The organism is Nostoc sp. (assembly GCF_036918015.1).
Taxonomy (GTDB): domain Bacteria; phylum Cyanobacteriota; class Cyanobacteriia; order Cyanobacteriales; family Nostocaceae; genus Nostoc.
The window spans coordinates 122,170-144,229 of the sequence record NZ_JBALEO010000085.1 but is presented as its reverse complement, the minus strand read 5'-3'; the positions used below and the strand labels follow the sequence as shown (position 1 = coordinate 144,229).

Genomic DNA, 22,060 nt, shown 5'->3' with positions numbered 1-22,060 from the left:
TAACCATCGATCATCTTCGCTCCCAAAATTGAATAATTTAATTTCTGGAAATCCCTTAAGGAGACGAAAATCTGAGAGGAGATGACCTGACTTTTCACGGTAAGCCCTCAAACCTCGAAAAAGCGTGGCTTTTTCCACAAGCTAATTCTCAATAGCTTTGAGTTAATGAAAGGAGCTAACAGAAAAATCAGGGCTTAGGAAATCTTTAAAATGAGTTTTTCCATATGCCGTGAAAAGTCAGATATCTTCTTCTTTTGACGAAGGTATTGCGCTAAATAAACTAGTCTTTATTTAAAGATTGCGTGAATTTACTGAAAATTATTGACACTATAAGTATAAGAAAGTTACATTGCTGTGGAGAGTCTCGAATGTTAAATGTTTATCGGAGAAATAAGATCGTGACAATCGTAAATGTACTAAAAAAGTTATCAATAGCTTCTCCTTTTATCCTGACAACAGCTTTAGTTTCTGCACCATCTGTATACGCATCTGAAGCGATACAGAGTTTGACAGGTGGATCTAACTTCCCAGCTTTTAATGGTACAAATCAAACAATCGGTTGGTCATTTACTGCTAATGACAACCTCTCAGTTACTGCATTAGGTTTTTACGATCAAACTCCTGCGAATCCTCTATCACAATCCCACTTAGTTGGGTTGTGGACATCGGACGGGAATTTACTAGCTTCAACAACTGTCCAAACCACAAGTCCACTAACTGGAAGCTTTCGTTACCAGGATATTACATCAGTCAATCTTCTTGCTGGAATGTCATACGTTATTGGTGCAGCAATAACTAGTCCATTTAGTGATATTTATACTGTTCCTGCATCAGTAAATACGGCTCCAGAAATTACTCTCACCGGTAGCGCCAGAAATGGTTCATCCCAAGGGTTTAGTTTTCCTTCAACTGTAACAGCCGGTAACGGTAGGATTGGCCCAAATTTCAAATTTGACGTAGTTACCCAAGCTGTTCCCGAACCGACTTCTCTCATCGGTATCTTAGGCTTAGGTGCTTTTGGCATCACCTCTCTTCGCAAACGTAAGCAACTAGTTACAGAATAAACGAACGGACAGTAAATAGGACTTTATGTGCTTCTTTGCCTCTCCCTTGCGCGTGCGTTGGGGGAGGCGCTTAGAACTCTTGGGTGTAGGTAGTTTGATGGAGTCAGGGCTTACTACCAAATTGAGACAATTTAGTTCAAATGTACTCACGCTTGAAAAAAGTGATGGGTTTTTTTAGTCTTTTTTTATAAAGTATATAAAAACATATTAGGTCTACTGTATTTTTGGTTTTTGATTTTTGAATTTGAGTGAAGTGGGATAATCTCAAAAATTTTGAATTTTGATGAAAAAGACACTTGCTGGGTTAGGAAAGCTAAACAAATTTATCGCCATCAGCCTATCGGTGCTTCTGTCGATTTTCTTAGTGCGTATGGAATCTTTGACGCATCGGGAACTCAGTCCGCCAGAATGTCGCATGAAAAAGTGGGATATACCAGTATCCTTTACACAAAAGCAAAAAGCACCATTAATCGAGAGACTACCAGTTACTTGTTGTCAAAGTGATACTTCTTGTTTAGATGAAGTAATTTATGGCAAAATACCAGACAAAAAGGCACTGATCGGTGCGATCGCTCGCAGTCTGCAATATCTGCAAACAGCTAATGCTGCGGCTGCTTATCAAAACTATCCGGTGGCTGGGATTACGCGATTGCGCGTCATCAAAAGCTTGCAAAGATTCCGCGAACTTTTATTAAAAACCAATTCTGCAACAGAATTACATCAAGCCATTGAGCGGGAATTTGTTCTTTACCAGTCAGTCGGGAAAGATAACCAAGGTTCCGTTTTATTCACCGCCTATTATGAACCACTTTACGCAGCTAGTCGCGTCCCCACAACAGAATATCGCTATCCTGTTTATCGATTACCTCCTGATTTCAACTCCTGGCCGAAACCTCATCCGACACGCGAGGAGTTAGAAGGAGCAGATGCTTTACAAAGTGCAAAAGGGAAATTGCGAGGATTAGAGTTATTTTGGTTTCGCGATCGCCTCGAACCATATCTAACTCAAATTCAAGGTTCAGCAAAACTTCAGCTTCCCGATGGTACTCAAACAACAATCGGCTATGCGGGTAATACTGCTTATAACTACAAAAGTATTGGGCGAGAATTAATAGATGATGGCAAATTACCGCAAGAAGGTGTAACGATGCCGATTATTCTCGATTATTTCCAAAAACATCCCCAAGAATTAAATATTTATATTCCGCGCGATCGCAGCTTTGTTTTTTTTCAAGAAAATCACGGTGAGCCAGCCCAAGGTTCTATCAATGTACCACTAACAGCAGAGCGTTCTATTGCTACAGATAAATCTCTCATGCCTCCCGGTGCTTTAGCGTTGATTCGCGCTTCTATTCCCTTCGTTAATCCTACCGGAAAAATGCAGGAGCGCATAATTAGTCGCTATGTTCTTGACCAAGATACTGGAGGCGCAATTAAAGGTGCAGGTAGAGTGGATTATTTTTTAGGTACTGGGAAAATAGCAGGCGATCGCGCTGGTGTTACAGTTAGCAATGGACAATTATTTTATCTCTTACTCAAGTCAAAGAATTAAACACACTGCGATTTTAATACTAAGATTCCTGACTTCTCTAAAAAGTCAGGAATCTTACCTTTTGGTGCAAATGAAGCACCCCTGACGCTCCTGCGTTGCTAACGCTGCGCTAACGGGTTCGGCAGTTCCTCATGGGGGGAACCCCTATCGCCCTTGGCGTCTCCCCCTTGGGAGAAGACCGGACTGCCTCACCATTCCAAATCAATGGAACGCTTGCGACATAGTAATTACGAATTACGAATTACAAATTACAAATTACGCTACTAGGCTTCCAAATCCATTTCACCATCATCATCGTCATGATCGTAAGGGATATCGTCAAGGTCTATCATTTCGGAAATTTCTTCTACTTCAGTTAGATACTCAGATTCTTGATGTTCGCGTTCGATTAGACGACCAGTTGACTTCAGCCATTCCAAGAGAATAAACTCATTACTTGTACGAATTACAGGCGCTCGCTGGTTACGAGGTTCTTCACGTAAAGGACTTATAGGCATAAAAAAAACTCACTTTGAATTTACAGGTTAGCGTACAAAAACGTCAAAATTGTACATTAAGGTTAAAAGTCTTGTATGACAAGTCTTTTCTCAACAGACAAAATATGACCCATTGAAGTTTTGTCTCAAGTCCATTTAGCTACTTACCATTAAAATGTCCAGATGTCAGTTTTAATAATAAATATTTCAGCGGATGCAATATATATTACAAAATATATTACAAAGCATTTGGTACCTTGACGAGAGTTTCATACATATCAGAGGGTAATGCAGACAGTCTATTCGCTACAGCGACTGCATCAGCTAAGTTACTAAATTGACACCGGACTATTTCTTGTCCATTTCCTGAAGGGAATCGTTTCCTAGCTTTATTAGATACAGCACAAATAATCGCTAAAGCTTTGGCGAACCCGTCTTTTGTCAATATTGTTTCTTGAGCGAACCCTTCAACAGGGATAAGACAAACCTCAAATCGATAGCCAGGTCTGGGAGAAACAGCTATGTCGATATATGGTTTATCTTCTTTTCTGATTCGGCGTAAATATTTGGCTGTTAAATTAGTATCATGCAAATCAGTCCCAAGGGCGTAAGTAAAAAAGCAATCTTCTGTGAGGGACTCAGGACGAGTAATTATATCCGTGGGCATAAATTCCAGTACTATCAGTATGTTGTCTGCGTGTGTGACACACTAGACTTGTCCGTTCTTCTTAGCACATTTTTTTGACAGTTAGATGTATTAGTGTCAAGCGACACATTGCAATACATTGCGACTAACTAAAATTTCAATTTTTGAAATACTTATGACATCAAACACCTTCAGAATCAAAGGGTGTAGAGATTTAGATTCGGAGAGGGGTCTATATAGTCAGTTACATAACCGAAAATATTTCTCAACATAATAAAATCATAACATAGTTGACGCCAAATTCTGCGATCGCTCCACTGACAGCATTGGTGAATGCCTAAAAGCGATCGCGATCGCAAACTATCTGAATATTTATTTATACCCATCAACTTATAAACTTCAAGGGTACTCAATTTCCGATCTCTAGTTGAATAAGATAAACTTCTAAAACCCTTGACTATTAATGCTAATAATGCCTTAAATTTGCTAAATCAGAGCATTATTAGCAGTTATTGAGATCAAATTATCGCCTTAATAAATCCCCAGGATTATATTTATAATCCTGGGGTATAACTTTCATATCTTTGTCAAGATATGTAAAAATCTAAAGGATACAAAGGAGGAGAAATACCAAAAACAGTATCCACCCAATTATGGTTTGACGTAAGTATTCACAACATTTTGAGACAGAGTTTTAATGGCAGCGGGAAGAGGAGCATATCCCCGGTTTTTAGCGATAGTGTCCCCGGCTGCTCCGAAAGCCCAACCGATCAATCCTTTAATACCAGCTGCTACTTTAGCGTCTGCGTATTTATTATAAAATAGCACGTAAGTTGCGGTAACAATGGGATAAGCATTTGCAGCTGTTGGATCGGTAACTACGAGTTTAATCCGTTGAGCATTTGCATCTTGGTCACTCGCACCGACAAAAGCATTTGAAATTGTAGTTGGTGAAATGGCATTGTAAGTACCTGCCTTGTTCTGCAAGAGAGCAGCTTTCAGATTCTTAGCTAACTGCGTAGCACTATCCACATAACCAATTGCACCAGGAGTGCTAGCGATCGTGGTGGCTACACCTCCACCTCCTGTAGCACCTTTGGAACCGACTGGCCAAACGACTGTATCGGCTGGTATTGTTGAGGGTACAGAGCCAACAATACTTTTTTTACCAGTTCCTCTGTTCCATGTAGGAAATGCCGCCTTGAGATGACTGCTTAAAGCAAAAGTAGTACCGCTGTCGTCGCTACGATACACTAGAACGATGGGCTTATTTGCTATTGTTGCGCCGCCGTTATCTGCTTTGATTTTGGCATCATTCCAATTTATGATGTTGCCTTGAAGAATACCAAGGTAAGTAGCTCGTGAAAGCTTAATTCCACCAGCTGGCACCTTTAGACCAGTGGGGTTATAAGCTAAGGCGATGCCAACGGTGATTGCAGGTACTTGGACGTATGCAGTTGCGGGCGTACCAGCGTTATTGGGACTGCCACTAACTTTTTCTGTTCCTAATACGGGGTCGTCACTAGCTGCAAAAGAGACAGGGCGATTGATAGTAGGACTACCAGCTGGTACAGCTTGAGTGAAAAAAGCTGTTAAGCCCTTACCACTACCAACCGAAGCATATCTGAATGTGACAGCCGCATTTACTGGGCCGGGAGGATTGAGGCTTGAAGGATTTCCAACACCGTAAGTGTTAAACCATGAGCCTTTCGGATCGAAAGGAGAGGTAGTTCCTGTACCTATAAACAAAGTAGTTATACTGCTTGCACCTGCACCATTTATGGAAGTTACTCCAGTTGGTGGAGGAGTGGTAGAGGTCTGAGCTAGAGATTTATGAGTAGCAGATTGACCTACTACTAAACCAGTTGCTATGGCAAGTACAGAAATTGAACTTGCTAAATAGGTCAAGTGACGATTAGGATAAAAAGTCATGTCAAGCTCCTTCAAATTAATTTCCGGTTCAACGCCTATCAAATCAAAATCAAGTGTCAAATTGACGATTGTAAATAACCTTTTATATGCATAAATAATTAGCACCACAAAGGTTATTAATAAATTAAACACTGACACAAAATGGTGAAAAAACTAGAGCGAGTTTAAGGCAATATTTTCAAGTCATAGAGAGCATTAAGCTATTGCTAATAAACCCTAAAACATGATTATTTACTATTTGAAAACTCTACATTTATAAAGTAAGTTTGTATAAATATTCAGTGGCTTTACTATAAGAGAGTAGTTATTAGGTACTATGAATAATACTTAAATTACTATTCTCACTCTCTTCTTTACTTTTAAAAGCCATGTTTAATTTTACCCACTTACTTATTTAAGATGGCAATTTTATTTGAATTATGGAAATCAGTTTCTTTAATGTAAATATGCAGCAGTTTATTACAAACTACCACTAAGTGCGAAGTAAAGAAATTTAGGATTCCACAATTTTTTTTATAACTGCTATAGATAATAGCTGTTAAATTTTGCCAACGGAATCAACAGTATAATGTGAAGGTAAAGCTTAAGTCATGATTCCATTATGAAATGATTAAAAAGCTTAAATATATTTTGGGAATTTAGAGGTGTTTGAAAAGTAGTTTTTATAGCACTTTTATTACTTTCACCAGAGAAAAATAAAAACCTTTCACTTAATATGTGATTTTGCTTATTAAGATTTTTTTAGAGGTTTTAATCAGTATTTAATAAAATTTACTAACTACTTGACAAAAAACACTCCATCTGAGTTATTCGTAATCGATTCTTGTGACTATATTCTGTCAAAATCGTGGATTTCTCACTGTTTTTTGTGTTTTTCACGACATCAAAAACATAAATAATGCTTTATGCTACCGAACGAAATCATTAATCGTGCCATTCACGTTATTGACTCAGTGCTAGTACGGTTTTTGTGGTGTAGGTAAAACAGGCTTTCTGAGTCCTTTTCAAATCGGGCTATACCAACATTTAAGGCATTTTCTCGTTAATGCCTAAGCTGACAAATTATACCAATTTTAGATAAAAATGCGCTCAATACGTAGATTGAGTCGTAGCAATATCTCGTAGATTACGGGATAAAACTCAACATATACAAGATGTTGGGGTTTTGGGTTTCGTCCTTTAAACGCCAATTGCTTCTGCCTTTGGGTGAAGGCAGAGGTTAGGCGTAGCTTGCTTAAACGCAGAAAAGCTGGGAAACCCTTCGGCGTCAGTGGCTTCCTAACCTACTTTGTAGCAATCATTTTTCAAATTGGTATTAGTCATGAGTAGCATCCATCACAAAATCCGTTAGAACTAGCTACTATTCCGTCTCCACCAAACTTTTTTGAGGTATTCAATGAACAAGATTAATCTGTACAAACAACACCAGACCAAAAATAGGGTATTGATTTTTACTTCTTTGACTGTTTTGGCTTCTTCATTAGTACTACCTTTGCAACAAGCTTTTGCAGCAACATTGACTACTGTTGTAAATTTCAACGGCACTAACGGAGCTACACCAAGAGCTGGTGTACTTAAAGGCAACGGTACTGATGGCAATCTTTATGGAACTACTTCTGCTGGTGGCACTTCTGGCAAAGGAACTGCATTCAAGTTAACTCCTACTGCTTTCACTACTCTGACTACACTGATAAACTTCACCGGAACCTCTGGAATCAACAAAGGCACTAATCCAGTTGCTAGATTATTCCAAGCAGCCGATGGCAATTTATATGGGGCAACCTTTACAGGTGGTACAAGTGACCTCGGCAGTGTGTTTAAGTTGGCGAAAACAGCTTTTACAACCCTGACAACTCTTACAAATTTCACAGGCGCTAATGGGGCTAACCCAGCAGGCCGACTGATTACAGGTACTGATGGCAATTTGTGGGGGACAAGCTCTACAGGTGGGGCCAATAATAAAGGAACTATATTCAAGGTTTCGCCCACCACCGGAGCACTCACCACCATTAGAAGCTTCAGCGGTACTGATGGAGCAACTCCATTAGCAAGATTGCAATTGGCTACCGATGGAAACTACTACGGCAGCGCCTCAGCCGGTGGACTAAGTGCTAAAGGAGTTGTATTCAAGTTAACTCCCGCAGGAATACTTACTTCATATAGCTTTAATGGCGCCAATGGGGCAAATCCACAGTCTGGATTAATTGAATTTGATGGATTCCTCTATGGCACTACTAAACTGGGTGGAGCCAACAATAAAGGAGCTATATTCAAGGTTCAGGTAGGTGGCGGTACACCCGTTTTAGTTGCCAGTTTTAATGGCACTAATGGGGCTAACCCAACGGCTGCACTCATCAAAGCAAGCAATGGTAATTTCTATGGCACAGCTTCTGCTGGTGGGGCAAATAACAAAGGAGTTATCTATCAGCTGACTGGAGCAACCATCACCGGCTTAATTAGTTTTAATGGTACTAATGGGGCAACGCCAGAGTCCACACTAATTCAGCTCTCAAATGGTTCCTTTTACGGTACTGCCTCTTTTGGCGGTAGTTCTAATCTAGGAACTGTGTTTAAGTTTGTAATCTAGTTGCAAATTTAATCGGTGTGTAGAAAATGGTAAAACGTACATTTGAACGTCTACCATTTTTCTACAATCGATGTAAACTTTTCAAGACAGATATTTGAATTTTGGTGGCTCAATACTGTTTCATATCATGTTCGCTCCGAAGAACCCTAAAGAGCCAAAATTACCCTTAGTCTGCACTAAGAGCAAGCCTACGGTCTACATATAAGTCTGAAATATTTATAGCAGTTCGCTCAGATACCTGTGAGGTAGAGAAAGTCAAGGCTTTGAAGTTGGTTGATCGAGGCTATCTGTATGAGAAGATTGAGAAAATTCTCAAAGTCGAGAGAAATCTACCAGTTTAATCTCGATATTTGCAATCCAGCTTCTGAAATCAGAGAAATTTAGTTTTAGATAAATCTTAATATCATGTTAACTTAACTTCAGAATACTGATGTAGAATATATAACTTTACTACAGGTTGATAATTTGATTAATAATGATGTTAAAGTATGTTGAATTGTAGTAGTTGTAAAATTTGATACAAGCAAGGATAGATTGTAGTACACCATAGGAAAATTAGCAAATGTTTAGACAAAGTTCTCACGGGAGAAACTTTTTCAAAGCTTTAACTGTTAGTGCGGCGAAAGAATCTCACAAGTTAAGACTGGCATTTAAATCCTGTCTGACTTTTCTGCTTGAATCTGTACCTTTTTTGATTGCTTGTGCTGTATTGGTTAGCGTTATCAGCCTCAAAAGTCCGATCTTGCTCTTTTGTTTACTTGTTGGTAGTTTAATTGCAGTCATCACCCAGCAAATTGGTCAGCAAGTAAATTTACCAAAGCGATCGCTAATATTATTACAAATTTTAGCAGCAGCGATCGTTCTGAGTTTATATTGGTTAGACTGGTTTGCAGCCCCCGCACAAGCACAGTTTTTTGGGGAAGCTGAAAAGTTTTTCAAAAAAACCTTACAAAGTGGTTCAGGAACCAATGCTAGTGGTAGCGACACACCAGTAAGTTTGATATTTAATGTGTTGCGGGCGATTTACTTACTTTATATTGCAATCTCCCTAGTTGGTGTGATTAATGCAGTGCGTAAAGATGAAGATTGGCAAAGCATCGCCAGAACTCCCCTATTAGTGGTTGTTGCTGTTACCATTGCTGATGTACTCACACGCTTTGTAATTGGCGATAGCAGTAAATAATTCAGATATTTAAAATGTCTCAAGAGCGGGAACAAGAATTTCGTCCAGTCAATCAGGTTCTGGGAAGCCAACCTTCATTAGGGCCAATTCCTGCCGATCAAATTCTTCCTTGGACGGTAATAGCCTTAGCCTCCTATTTTATTATAAATGGGATTTTTGGGGGTCTTTTTGAAGAAGAGTTTCAAAAATGGTTGTGGACAGTACTAATGACTGGTTGGGGAATAGGAACTTGGTGGATTTTAACTGGTGGTAGGAGTTGGAGTTTTTTAAGCAAATTTATTGGCGTTCCCGCTTGGACAAGAGGCTTTGCTCGTTATCAAAGCTTATTGGAAGTTAACCATGAAGCAAAAAATCGGAAAACAAAGCGTCGGCATCGCCGGAAATGAAAGTAGATTAACGCCATTTGAAGATGCTTTGCACTTGGCGACAATGCTACGTGTTGCAATGAATGGACGTGATATTGGCGCTTACCTGTTGACAAAAGGTACTCAAAAAGATCGGTTTTGCTTTGTTTTTGGTTTTGATTGTAAGGGAATTCATACCACCTTAAGACCTGAACAAATTGATACACTTTTTAATAACATTGAAGCTGGCTTAAAAGACATTCCTAGTGGTGAAAGGATGACTATACACTTGGGTTCTTTTAGTTCAGATAAAGAGCGCCAAAAAGAGTTAGCAACGTTAATCAAAAATACATCATCGCGAGACATCAAATATTTGTTGATGGCGGAGAGAGCCAGAATTAAAGAACTGACTATTTCTGGGATTCGTAAACCTAAATTTTTGCGGATTTATGTAACTTACACCATTGAATCTAACTCACAACACGCAGATGATTGGATAGAAAAGCTTTTAGTCAAAGCTGAATCCTGGTGGTTGAAATTTAAAGGCGATCTTTTAGAAGTAGAAAATCAACGTATTGAAACCCTGATTACAAATGCTTACAACCAGGGTTTTCTTCGCTGGGAACAAATCTTATCTAACAAGATGGGATTGGATGTAAAACCTTTGACTGCTGATGAACTGTGGGGGGAAATCTGGAAAAGGTTTAATGATACGCAGCCAATAGCTATTCCCCAGTTAATGACTTTAGATGAAGAAGGATTACACGAACAAGTTAATTCCGATTTAGCTAGTACTAAATTACTTCTAGACAATATCCACGGCACAACTTTGCTGATGGAATCTAGTGTACCTTGTGCCGATCGCCGCTGGGTGAATGTTAATAATCGTTATATTGGCGCACTGTCATTTCTGGAAAAACCTGGTGGTTGGGTTAATAAATCGTCTCAACTGCGCTATTTATGGGAACTGTTGGCCAGAGAAACAGTAGTAGATACAGAAATTTTTTGTGAGTTGACTGCTGCCAATCCAGCATTGGTAAAAACTACTCTGCAACGAGTGCTGAAGCAGTCAAACATGACAACGATTATGGCTCAAGAAAAAAGTAAAACTATTGATGTCAACGCTCAATTAAAGTTGAAGAAGTCGGTAGCAGCACAAGAGCAGTTATTTGAAGGTGCAGTCCCGATTTATACAAGTGTCGCTATTTTAGTACATCGTCCAACTTTAGAAAAATTAGATGAGGCAACAAGATATATTGAAAACTGTTTTCAACGTCCAGCCAGAGTAATTAGGGAAACTGAATATGCCTGGAAAATTTGGCTGCAAACTCTACCAATAGTTTGGGAGGGTCTATTAGCAACACCCTTTAACCGTCGCCAGCTATACTTAACCAGTGAAGTTCCGGGATTAATGCCTCTAGTTTTAACCAAAAAAGGTGACAAACAAGGCTTTGAGTTGATTGCTGAAGAAGGCGGAACACCTATACATTTAGATTTATTTAATCAGCACAAAAATTTAGCTTTGTTTGCGACCACTCGTGCTGGTAAATCGGTATTGGTATCAGGGATTTTAACTCAGGCTTTAGCACATGGGATTCCGGTTGTGGCGTTAGATTTCCCTAAACCTGATGGGACATCTACTTTCACAGACTACACAGAGTTTATGGAGGGGAATGGAGCCTATTTTGATATTTCCAAACAATCGAATAACTTGTTTGAGCAGCCAGATTTACGATCGCTAGAAGCAGAACAACAGCGCGATCGCTTTAACGATTATACCGCCTTCCTGGAATCAGCGTTAATGACAATGGTTTTAGGATCGTCCACTGAAAGTCAAATTTTATCGCAAACCGTGCGATCGCTGCTCAATTTGGCTTTAGAAGCCTTTTTTAGAGATGAGGGCATCAAAGAGCGATATCGACAGGCGATGGAGGGCGGATTTGGTACTCTTGCTTGGCAAAAAACCCCCACTTTAAAAGATTTTCTCTTTTTCTGCTCACCAGAACACTTGCAGCTAAGTTCTTTAACTGGCAGAGTCGAAGACGCCCTCAGTCAAATTCAGTTGCGCTTACGCTTTTGGCTTTCTAGCCGCGTGGGACAAGCCATTTCTGCACCATCTAGCTTTCCTACCGATGCGCAACTTTTAGTTTTTGCTCTCAGAAACCTATCAGATAGTGAAGATGCAGCCGTACTATCCTTGAGTGCTTATTCAGCCGCACTCCGACGCGCATTAGGTAGTCCAGCTTCCATATTCTTTATCGACGAAGCACCAATTTTATTTGAGTTCGAGCAAATTTCTGATTTAGTTGGTAGAATTTGTGCCAACGGCGCTAAAGCCGGTATCAGAGTCATCTTATCAGGACAAGATCCTGACACCATTGCTAAATCTAAAGCTGCATCGAAAATATTGCAAAACCTGACAACACGGTTGATTGGACGCATTCAGCCAGTTGCAGTAGATAGTTTTGCAGACATCTTGAAATATCCCCGCCAAGTTATTTCTCGTAATGCCTCAGAAAGCTTTTTTCCCCGCAAAGAAGGCGTTTATAGCCAATGGTTATTAGATGATAACGGTATTTATACATTCTGCCGTTACTATCCAGGTTACGAACAATTGGCAGCAGTTGCTAATAACCCTTATGAACAAACTGCACGTAGCCAAATGATGCAACTTCACAGTGATAAATATGAAGCAATTTCTGCCTTTGCGCGTCAGTTAGTGGCGAACCTACGTAGTAGTTAAGCGAGTTATGTAAGTCGTTAATAGTGAATCAAACAAGTTTGGATTTTAGATTTCCGATAGCGTAATGTTAGCTAGTTATCAACGTCTTTTAGATTTACTGCACCCATTACTGCGTTGCAGCTTAGGGATTTTAGATTTTAGAATAGCGTCGGGGGTTGAATTGAAAAACTAATTCTATTATCCAAAATCCAAAATCTAAATTAGCATGGTTGAAAAGCTAAATTTTTATCTCACTATAATAATGTAGTCTACCTTTTTCAGGCACAGATGTATGCGAAAAACTACCATTTTAACTTTTACCTTGCTATCCCTGGCAATACTACCAGCTGTAGCACAAATTCAAACGGGCGGATTAGGTCAGGTTTGGACTGACTTTCAATCATATTCTAAAGATATGCAAGATTACTTTCAATATAATTTGAAGGATACCTTAACCCCTTTAGAACAAAGCCAGGGTCGAATTGCTATTGAGAATGCCAAGGGAGATTTGAAGATACCTAACCCCGTCGCGGCGGGGCAAAAAATTCGTGATGATGTAATTAACTACTCTTATAATTCAGATGCAAAATCAAGTCGTTTTGAGAATAATTCAGCAGTGCGCGGAAATTTAGTTAGCAGCGAACTGAATCGTGTAATTACCCGTGGAGTAGCGGTAGGTATTCTTGGTAAAAATGGACAAACTCGGACAAAAACTAAGTTAGAAAATACTGAGAAAAGTCTGGAAGATATTGAGACATTAGCCCAGGCAACAGAGACTAGCAATGATGCATTTATCCAACAAATTAAAAACGGTATTAATGTAGCTGGAAAAACCGATCCAACAGTAAGTGCTATTTCTGGATTGGCGGAATTGCTAGGTATTAGTCAAGTGCAAATGATGAAAATTCAACAGGAACAAATAAAAATTGTAGCTGAAACATTTGGCCAGACTTTACAAAATAATCAGGCTTTGCAATACTCTAACTTAAATTTAGCAAACATTTCTCAGCAGACAGAAGAGGCAAATCGCGCTCGGAGAGTAGAAACATCTACAGAAGCAGCGCGACTTTTACGAGCGACTTCTCAACTAGATTTGTTTGGCAGAAAAGTTAATAAGTAGGATTTTGAGAAAAAAACTCTCAATTTTTAGACAACTTTTAAAATCCTTTAACTTCTGATAAACCAACCAACAGGAAATCTAAAAAAACAGTCAATAAACTCAAAATGCAACTTGCTATTAAACTAGTTTTTGCCCAAGCAGACATCGATCAGATTATCGATACTGGTGCCGCAACTTCCCAAAGTATTGCCGAAGGTTGGGACAAACAATGGCTGGATTTATTACAAAATAACACCAGTAATAACTTGTATGGGGCGCTGACAAATCTGGGTATTTTTTTTGCTGTAGGAACCCTGTTATTTTTTATGATACAATTCCTCAAAGACTTAATATCCTACGAATACACCCGTCCCATATCAGCTTTAATTTGGCCTTTTATTGTGGTAGTACTCTTAAGTAATTCCGGCAATGGAAGTATCCTGTCTAATCTGACGCTGGGAGTGCGGAATTTTTTAAACACTGTGAATCAGCAAGTAGTGGTATCAGCAGATGCGGATAAAATATATCAGCAAGCACTGAATATGAGTGTTGCTGAAGAAGTAGCTGGTTCTTTACTACGTCCTTGCCAATCTCTTACTGGCGAACAACAAAGTCAATGCTTTGTGAAAGCTGCTGAAAAAGTTAATGTTCTCTGGCAGAAATATAGAAATACTTATGGGAATAAAAGCTGGATAAATAGACTACAAACTAAGGTAGATAATATCAGATATGGCACTGGCATTGTATCAGAAACCTCTTTTAATTCTCTGTTAGGTTCTACAGTCCAAACGAGCATCAAGAACTTTTTAGTTTCCTTACAATATGCCTTCCAGAATTTGATAGAAGCTACTATGTTGTTAATAGCAGCTTTAGGCCCAATTGCTGTAGGTGGATCTTTACTACCTGTAGCTGGTAAACCAATTTTTGCGTGGCTGACTGGATTTCTATCGATTGGAATCGCCAAAATTTCATTCAATATTATTGCAGTGCTGACTGCCGCAGTGATTGTCAATGGCCCAGGTCAAAATGCTAATGTCGATCCAGATTTAATGTGGTTCATAATATTTCTGGGGATTTTAGCACCAATTTTATCTTTACTTGTGGCTGCTGCTGGTGGTTTTGCAGTCTTCAGCGCTATCAGCAGTACAGCTTCTTTAGTAAAGGAGAGGATATAGAAAATTCAAAATTCAAAATTCAAAATTCAAAATTAATAAACTAGTTACAACACTTGTAACTACTAAGTATATGCAAAACATCATATATAATAGCTGAAGTTTTTGCAGGAGGAGGTGAGGAAATGGTGCGTTTATTAGAAAAAAGACAAAGAACGGGAAGTGTTTTGACATTTTTTGCGATCGCAACCTTCAGTTTACATATATTAGTTTTATTTTTATTTTTATTACAAGGACTAAATATTCGCCAACTCAGTTTGAGAAAACCTCCCAACTTTGTACAATTAATCAATGGCAAACCAGTAGCTAATATTGATGATTTAGCAAGAGAACCAGAAGCAATTCGCCAATTTATCAGTAAAACGATGATATCAATGTTTAGCTGGTCTGGAACCTTACCACCACAAACTATTGAAGAAGTTGCAACCCCCAAACCAGATTTAGGAATACTGATTAACACACCTCAAGGTGGTAGCCAAAAAATTAGTACCAGCAGTTGGGTAGCTAGTTTTGCCTTATCAGAAGACTTTCGTAAAGGTTTCTTAAGCACAGTTGCAGAAATGACACCGCCAGAAGTTTTCTCTGAAAATCCCAACCAAGCGATGACTTCGCAACTAGTAATTAAGAGAGTTTATCCGCCAAAACAAATTGCACCAGGAAAGTGGCAAGTGGGTATGGTAGCCGACTTAGTTCAAAAAAATCGAGTTGGTGGTGCAAGACTTATAACTCCTTTTAATAAAGATTTCCTTGTACGTGCAGCAGATTATTTCGCTAATCCCCAAGCCAACAATAGCACCGACCTGCAAAAAGCAATTTATAGTGTCCGCGCTGATAGACTAGAAATTTATGAAATTCGTAACTTATGTTTGCTGGATGACTACAACCCGAACCAAGATAAATCAAAACAATGCGGAACTGGACAAACATCTGATAGTTTTATCAGATAATCGCTTTTTTACGTGAAGACAGTTCAATTTATACGATCAATTATTAATGCAATTACTCAAGCCAGAAAATAAGAAAAATAGTCCCTTACCCCTTTTGGCAGTAGGAACGTTTGGTTTACACCTATTTACCTTGCTGTTACTAATATTTCACGGGTCTATGTTACAACAGTTAGGTCGACAACTCACACCTCAAAGTTTAGTGCAACTTGTTGATGGTCATTCTATAACGGTAGACCCCCAACCCAATTTAGAGCGGCAACCAGAGACGATTCGGCGCTTTGTGGGTGAAACTATGAGTTTAATGCTTACTTGGTCACAACAACAGCCACCAACACAAGTCTGGGAAATTACCTCCCAATTGGTAGCTGATGATTTTAAAGAAAAACTTAAGTCAGAAATTACTAATTTAAATCCAGATAGCCAATTTGAAAATGTTAATAGAGGAGCCGAGAATGTCTTAGTAATCCAAAAAGTTTCTCAACCGAAAGAAATAAGTAATGGAAAATGGAAAGTAGATATACTTGCCAATCAATTAATTTTTAACAGTTATGATAAATTAGGTAAATCAGTTTCCTTTAATAAACAAATTTTAGTTAGAGCAATAGATCGACCTGTAACTTCACTACCAAATGTAGCACTACCGTCGCAGTTTGCAGCTTACCGCCTTGGGGAAGCTAGATTAGAAATTTATAATATATGTGAAATTAAAGATAATAATTGTTCTGGAAATCCAAACTAGGCTCTACCATGACCCGATACTCAATTCCTGCCCAAACGCCTCCCCAAAATGGATTTACTCTAACTACCGACGATCGCCAACCAGAAGTAGAATCTGTAGATTGGGAATCGCGGATGTCAAGGTTGGTCGGCTTTGAAGAAGAATCTTCTTCTAGTGACACCGAAGGATCGGAAGACTCTGCAACGCCGCCAGAGCCTCTTTCTCAACCACAAGAAGTTCAGACTAAGCAAGCACTCTCATCTAATCCCTTTGCCAAGTTAGGCTTGGTAGGGGCTGCTACCTTAGCGATCGTTTTGGTGGGTGGTGTGTTTTTGTCTCAGTTGATGAGTAGCAGCAATCAAAAGCCAAAAACTATTGTTTCTCCACCAGTGCAAGAGCAGCCTACTGATGAATCCATATCTCAACAGATGGAAGCCCAAGTAGATACTCTCAAAACGAAATTAGCTCTGACTGAACAAGCACAGATGGTAAGAGCTGCCCAACAACAGCTGAGAATTGCCAAATCAACGCCGACAGTAGCCTTACAACAACCGTCAGTTAGACAAAAAGTGATCCCAACACCCCCACCAACAGCTTACGTCCCTCGGACAGTGACAGTTGAGCGCTTCATTAGAGTACCTGCTTCTCAACCTTCGCTATCACCCCAGGCACCAGTTGTGAACCCCACTCAACCAGTAGTTAATGTAACTCCACCAACTCCACCAAGCCCATTTGAAGAGTGGGCAAGGCTAGCAAAATTGGGTAGCTATGGTCAAGTTAATGCTAGCAATCAACCTACTAGTAATATAGCTACTTTGGAACCTGCAACCAATGCGCCGCCGCAGCAAGAGGCGACAAATCCCAATCCCGAACAAACCTCACAAACCCCACAAACCCCACAACAGGACAATGCTGCCGTCAGTCAAGCCCAACCGCAGGGACAGAAATCTGTAGCAGTTGGGAGTAGTGCCAAAGCTGTGTTGGCGACAGCAATATTTGGAGAAACTAGTAATAAATCTGGTGGTGGTGGTGGTGATGCAGATGAAGCGAAAAACGTATTTGTGATCCGATTGAAAGAAGCACTAAAGTCTACCGATGGTACGATCGCTCTACCCGCAAACACCGAATTCCTAACTGAAATTGGTTCGCTTTCCGAACAAGGTCTTTTGCAGATGAATGTAGTCAAAGTTATCTCGCAAAATAATGGCAACCCTATAGAACGAAGCTTACCCAACAATGCAATTATTCTTCGCGGTACTCAAGGTAAACCTTTAATAGCAAATAAATATCCCGGTCAAAGTTCGTCTATAGCCTCGATGGATACAGGACTATTCGTTTTGGGAGGTATTGCTAAAGCAGCAGAGTTAATAAATCGCCCTGATACCAGAGTTCTGCCTTTATATGGCGGTAACCTCAGCAACCTCGACTCTAACGGCAATCCTATCGAGAACGACAACAACGGCAACAACGGCAACAACGGCAACAACGGCTACGTTACTGGTTATACTACTATCACTGAGAACAGACGCAACCTTTTAGCTGGGGTTGCAGAAGGTGGTATGAACTCTGTAGTACCCCAAATTGCCCAACGCAATCAACAGGCGATCGCCCAAATGTCTCAACAAGGTGGTGTTTGGTTTTTGCCAGCAGGCACAAATATTGAAATATATGTTAATCAAGTAACTCAGTTTTAAGGGGTAATATTTATACCAATTTTAGATATTTGCAACCATGAAAAAGAATATTAAATTGTCAGGAAATAATCCAAAACGTTCTTATTTCCTACCTATAGCTTCCTTAATTTTCTCGGTTGCTATGTTCTTCTTGGTAGGTCGCGCCGTAGCTAATAACGCCGTTCTGCGTTCCATCTTTTCCTGCCAAGCACAAGGTTTAGGGGGACTAGTACCTACGGTTGATGTCTGGTATCAACAAGGAACAAACTTAAGTTTTATTCCGGCTGGAGAAATAATTAAAAAAGTTTGGTTAAATGACCCATCACAGGTAACTATGGATTTTGATGGGCCAGTATGTATGCAGTTTGGTCAAGAAGCTAATAGTAGTTCAGGAGATTGTAAAAACTCCTCAGCAAATGTAATTCAACTCAGACGAATTCAAAAACTGGATATTCCTGGACTTCCTCCCACTAGCAATACACTTTTAACAGTTGTTACCGAAGCGCAAGGTAAAAACAAGTTGTATACTTTTCGAGTGATATATAAAACAGATAATCCTGAATATCACACCTTAGCAATTTTTCCCGATCCTTCTGGTCAGGAAGGAGCTTGTGCGAGAGTTTTACAATAAAGTTCTAGCAAAATTACCCGATAGCCACAGAAGTTTCCCCTCAACAAAAAGCGTTGATGCCTACGTATGTCTGCATTGTGGCTGATCGCAAGCCTTGCTATAATTCCCTCACTATAAAAAAGAGTTAGGGAAGATTTAAGTCTTTGGGTAGTTTTATTTCTTTACATAGCACGGTTAAGATAACCTGTGGGCTAGTCCTGTAGTTCAATCAATTGAAAAACGCTATAACTTAACAGATTTAACTGACTCAGGAATTTTTACGCCTACATCTTTATAAATCTTCAGATAAAAACTAACCACAATTTCTAAATCCGTGTAAATATAAAGAAAAGCTTAAGAGGTTACAGACTCATGGTAACAGCGAAAATGATGCAACAGCTTTGGGCTGTAATCGAGTCTACCCAAGTCAACACCCTGCTCCAGTTTGACGATGCTGCTTTAGTACAATTGCTTCTCCAGCAGTTAAAAGCGAAGCAGGGGCTTGATGCTCAGTCAGATAGTACTCTCAATACTTATATAAAATCTAAACTGCCCCTAATTCGTGATACGGCTGAAGGCCGATTATCTTGAGGACAAGGCGGCAATCATTAGTCCGAAGAATCAAATTATTGCTCGCTGCCAAGCATACGCTCAGAGTTGAAACAGTGGAATATTATGAATAACTGGCTAGTAATTGCCCTAGTAGCTTATCTAATTGGAGCAGCGATTGAAGGGGTGAGTGCAGCCAGTCAGCTATCTCATTCAATGCCAGAATTAGCTAAAAACACACAAGCTCATCCTTCAGAGTCTGACACTGGGTCGAGTTCAAGTTGGCGAGTTGTGGCCGCCATCGCCTCAGTCAGTATTTGTGGAGCTTTTTTGTGGCCTTGCCGCCTTTTCCACCGTTTAATTAAAGGCAATGTTCGTTCGTAAGCCTAAAACATTAATATTAGACCTCTTGCAAAAGTCCCTAACACCCCACCCCCAGCCCCTCCCTGCAGGCGGGGAGGGGAGAGTTTGACGTAAGTCAAAGGCGGGGTGGGGTTCTTTTTTTGATTTATGCAAGAAGTCTATTGAAAGAAGCTCTCCTCTTCTGAGAGAAGAGTTTTGAGTTTGGCTCCCGATTACCTATCATGCAGTTTGTTCGGGTTCTGTCGCTACAGGTTGCCCAATTTTTGGCTCTGTTCCCGCAAACAGTCGTTCAATATTAGCGCGATGACGCAAAATCACATATAACCCACCAGCAATCCCAAACAGAATATAGGGTAAAGGTTGATGCAAAAGTACCATGAAAATGGAAACTGCGATCGCACCTGCAATTGAACTTAAAGAGACAATCCGCGATATCGCCACAACGACGGCAAATACACCCGCTGTTGCTAAACCTACCTGCCAACTCATTGCCAACAAAATCCCCAAGCTGATAGCAACGGATTTACCACCAGTAAAGCCTAAAAAAATTGATTTACTATGTCCCAGAATGGCAGCTAACCCAGATATTGTTATCAACCACGGTTGCCACAGTTGTACATCTACTGTTTGAGGGATATAATTTTTAATTGGTTCAAAGTTGAACAACCAATAAACTAGAGCGATCGCTAATACTCCCTTTAAGGAATCAAGTACTAAAACTAATGCTCCTGGCCCTTTGCCCAAGGTTCTTAGTACATTAGTTGCGCCAGTGGAACCGGAACCAACTGCCCGAATATCAATACCTTTTAACTGTTTCACAGCAATGTAGCCAGTGGGAAAAGAACCCAGCAGGTAGGCTATGACCACAATTGCTCCGCACAGAGTTAACCAAATAGCCATAATACAATTCAAAATTCAAAATGACGCTCTCTACGAGACGCTGCGCGAACGAAGACTCGCTAACGCTGCGCTAACAAAATTCAAAAAAGTCAAGAGTAATATCTCTCGACTAATGACCAATGACCAATGACCAATACTTCGACTACGCGGTAGTTGAATCCCGACTTCGCTCGATTACCGCGCAGTCGAAACTCAGTACAAGTGACCAATGACTCATTTAAAAGTCATCATCATAGTTTCTCACTGTTTTGGGGTCAGGAGCAAAGGCTAACCACAGGGGAAATTGCAGCAGTGACAAACTGATTTGTTCTTCTGAATCGTCAATAATAATCAAAGGCAATTGATTGGCTTTCGTCAATCGCTCTGCTTTTTGAGCGAGAGCGTCAGATGCCTCAAATAATACCACACCCCGGTCTGGGCCGAAATCTGGGCGACCGATTCCTAGACAATCTTGCAAGCCACGCCGCCATTCGCCTAATCGCTCCGGTGTATTAGCTAAGACTAAAGTACGGACGCGATCGCCATACAGCTTGTGTAATATCGAAATTGCAGCTGAGGCAATTAGGATATTCTGCAAGCGGCTACCCATTGTCCGCAAACCACCCCGTCCTCCTTGGGTAAAAAACCAGTTGGAGATTCGTTCAGCGTGGATTGGCTCAAAGGTACGGCGTAGTTGCCACGGTGGGCCGTAGTAATCTGGTTTATTGCGGTATTGATCGATTAGGCGGCGAATTTGCTTTGTCGTATCTTGAAACTGCTGTTGGGCAAATTGGGGTATTCCAGGTTGGGGTTCAGCTGGTTTAGCCTCTTTTACAGGTGGTTTTTCTCGTTCCACTACACTTGGCGTTAGTTGCAACTGCTCGGCGGCAGAGGCCAAATCTTGTAAGCTACCTGTGAGATAGTCTTTAAAACCCTGCACCCGAATTGCCAAGTCTTGGGATGCACCAGCAAAAGTGGTTCGCATCTCATTGCGGATACGTTCTTGTCGGCGTTCTAGTTGTTCTACAGAAATTTGCAGAGTTTGTTTGCGTTGTTCTAACTGCACTAGTGACTCTTGCACGAGTCGCCCCAGTGAGGTTTGAGTTTCACTCACCTGTGTCTGAAGCTTTTCGTAAGAAGCTTGCAGCTTGGCTATTTCTGACTTGAGAGCTACTTCAGCACTCTGCAACTCTGCTATGCGTTGCTCTGCTTCTACATATAATAAATGATTTCCCGATCCTATTTCAGATCCCAGGGCGACATTTTCTGCCTCTAACTGTGCTACAAACTCGCCATTTGAATTTTCTGTTAGCTCTACTGTAGAATCTACCACTTCTGCATTGGAAATGAGTGGCTCAAAATTTGTGTAGTCCTCTGATGAGCTAATGGCTTTTGTGTCTACCTCTGACTCAACTGATGGATTTACTGGATGTTCAACTGCATTGTTCTCTTCTAGTTTTTCTGCCAACCGCTCATCAATTGGTTCTGGGGTTTGAGATGCCTCTGGGTTCATAAACAATAGTGTAATTCCTATGACGCGAATA

At 40.2% G+C, this 22,060-nt stretch carries 19 protein-coding genes and 2 pseudogenes; 15 read left to right on the top strand and 6 right to left on the bottom strand.

Features of this window, described 5'->3' with window-relative positions:
* Nucleotides 1–368 precede the first annotated feature (368 nt).
* The 3 genes and pseudogenes from V7K61_RS34235 to mltA all read left to right on the top strand — a co-directional run.
* Nucleotides 369–824: pseudogene (locus V7K61_RS34235) on the top strand (DUF4082 domain-containing protein); the annotation flags it as partial.
* 147 nt (nt 825–971) lie between these two features.
* Nucleotides 972–1,064 (top strand): annotated as a pseudogene (locus V7K61_RS34230) (PEP-CTERM sorting domain-containing protein); the annotation flags it as partial.
* Nucleotides 1,065–1,347: 283 nt separating this feature from the next.
* Entirely contained in the window at nt 1,348–2,616 is a 1,269-nt protein-coding gene (gene mltA / locus V7K61_RS26090) for a murein transglycosylase A (protein ID WP_335057880.1), read from the top strand.
* A 263-nt stretch (nt 2,617–2,879) separates the two neighbouring features.
* Here the strand turns inward: mltA and V7K61_RS26085 are convergent, their stop codons facing one another.
* The 4 genes from V7K61_RS26085 to V7K61_RS26070 form a co-directional block, all read right to left on the bottom strand.
* Complete coding sequence (locus tag V7K61_RS26085) at nt 2,880–3,113, bottom strand: DUF3134 domain-containing protein (RefSeq protein WP_292745509.1); 234 nt, start codon at nt 3,111–3,113, stop codon at nt 2,880–2,882.
* Nucleotides 3,114–3,330: 217 nt separating this feature from the next.
* The gene (locus tag V7K61_RS26080; RefSeq protein WP_292735864.1) at nt 3,331–3,759 is read right to left on the bottom strand and encodes a hypothetical protein; all 429 of its coding nucleotides are present in this window, start codon (nt 3,757–3,759) and stop codon (nt 3,331–3,333) included.
* Between the two features lie 176 nt (nt 3,760–3,935).
* The gene (locus tag V7K61_RS26075) at nt 3,936–4,151 is read right to left on the bottom strand and encodes a hypothetical protein (protein WP_335057877.1); all 216 of its coding nucleotides are present in this window, start codon (nt 4,149–4,151) and stop codon (nt 3,936–3,938) included.
* 238 nt (nt 4,152–4,389) lie between these two features.
* On the bottom strand, nt 4,390–5,670 hold the full coding sequence (locus V7K61_RS26070) for a substrate-binding domain-containing protein (protein ID WP_335057875.1): 1,281 nt from the start codon (nt 5,668–5,670) through the stop codon (nt 4,390–4,392).
* Nucleotides 5,671–7,066: 1,396 nt separating this feature from the next.
* Between V7K61_RS26070 and V7K61_RS26065 the strand changes: the two genes are divergently transcribed.
* From V7K61_RS26065 to V7K61_RS26010, 12 genes are all read left to right on the top strand, one after another.
* Nucleotides 7,067–8,257 carry a choice-of-anchor tandem repeat GloVer-containing protein gene (locus V7K61_RS26065; RefSeq protein ID WP_335057873.1) on the top strand — a complete coding sequence of 397 codons (1,191 nt, stop codon included), beginning with the start codon at nt 7,067–7,069 and terminating at the stop codon, nt 8,255–8,257.
* A 562-nt stretch (nt 8,258–8,819) separates the two neighbouring features.
* On the top strand, nt 8,820–9,440 hold the full coding sequence (locus V7K61_RS26060) for a hypothetical protein (protein ID WP_335057872.1): 621 nt from the start codon (nt 8,820–8,822) through the stop codon (nt 9,438–9,440).
* Nucleotides 9,441–9,454: 14 nt separating this feature from the next.
* A complete protein-coding gene (locus tag V7K61_RS26055) occupies nt 9,455–9,826 on the top strand; it encodes a hypothetical protein (protein WP_099101832.1) in 372 nt (123 codons plus the stop codon).
* Nucleotides 9,780–12,527, top strand: a complete 2,748-nt coding sequence (locus tag V7K61_RS26050; protein ID WP_335057870.1) for a hypothetical protein — start codon at nt 9,780–9,782, stop codon at nt 12,525–12,527. Before V7K61_RS26055 ends, V7K61_RS26050 begins: the two co-directional genes overlap by 47 nt.
* A gap of 271 nt (nt 12,528–12,798) precedes the next feature.
* Nucleotides 12,799–13,626, top strand: coding sequence for a hypothetical protein (locus tag V7K61_RS26045; RefSeq protein ID WP_335057868.1), 828 nt, complete (start codon nt 12,799–12,801; stop codon nt 13,624–13,626).
* A 104-nt stretch (nt 13,627–13,730) separates the two neighbouring features.
* Nucleotides 13,731–14,780 carry a hypothetical protein gene (locus V7K61_RS26040; protein ID WP_335057866.1) on the top strand — a complete coding sequence of 350 codons (1,050 nt, stop codon included), beginning with the start codon at nt 13,731–13,733 and terminating at the stop codon, nt 14,778–14,780.
* 122 nt (nt 14,781–14,902) lie between these two features.
* Nucleotides 14,903–15,724 (top strand): hypothetical protein, encoded by an 822-nt coding sequence (locus V7K61_RS26035; RefSeq protein ID WP_335057864.1) that lies wholly within the window; start codon nt 14,903–14,905, stop codon nt 15,722–15,724.
* Between the two features lie 46 nt (nt 15,725–15,770).
* Entirely contained in the window at nt 15,771–16,463 is a 693-nt protein-coding gene (locus tag V7K61_RS26030) for a hypothetical protein (RefSeq protein ID WP_335057862.1), read from the top strand.
* 8 nt (nt 16,464–16,471) lie between these two features.
* Nucleotides 16,472–18,136, top strand: a complete 1,665-nt coding sequence (locus V7K61_RS26025) for a hypothetical protein (protein ID WP_335057860.1) — start codon at nt 16,472–16,474, stop codon at nt 18,134–18,136.
* Between the two features lie 37 nt (nt 18,137–18,173).
* The gene (locus V7K61_RS26020) at nt 18,174–18,746 is read left to right on the top strand and encodes a hypothetical protein (protein ID WP_335057858.1); all 573 of its coding nucleotides are present in this window, start codon (nt 18,174–18,176) and stop codon (nt 18,744–18,746) included.
* A gap of 351 nt (nt 18,747–19,097) precedes the next feature.
* A complete protein-coding gene (locus V7K61_RS26015; protein ID WP_094350677.1) occupies nt 19,098–19,316 on the top strand; it encodes a hypothetical protein in 219 nt (72 codons plus the stop codon).
* Nucleotides 19,317–19,400: 84 nt separating this feature from the next.
* The gene (locus tag V7K61_RS26010; RefSeq protein ID WP_335057855.1) at nt 19,401–19,658 is read left to right on the top strand and encodes a hypothetical protein; all 258 of its coding nucleotides are present in this window, start codon (nt 19,401–19,403) and stop codon (nt 19,656–19,658) included.
* A gap of 198 nt (nt 19,659–19,856) precedes the next feature.
* On the opposite strand, the gene plsY is transcribed toward V7K61_RS26010, so the two are convergent.
* Entirely contained in the window at nt 19,857–20,537 is a 681-nt protein-coding gene (gene plsY, locus V7K61_RS26005) for a glycerol-3-phosphate 1-O-acyltransferase PlsY (protein WP_335057853.1), read from the bottom strand.
* Between the two features lie 217 nt (nt 20,538–20,754).
* Nucleotides 20,755–22,029, bottom strand: a complete 1,275-nt coding sequence (locus V7K61_RS26000; protein ID WP_335057851.1) for a DUF3086 domain-containing protein — start codon at nt 22,027–22,029, stop codon at nt 20,755–20,757.
* Nucleotides 22,030–22,060: the final 31 nt, after the last annotated feature.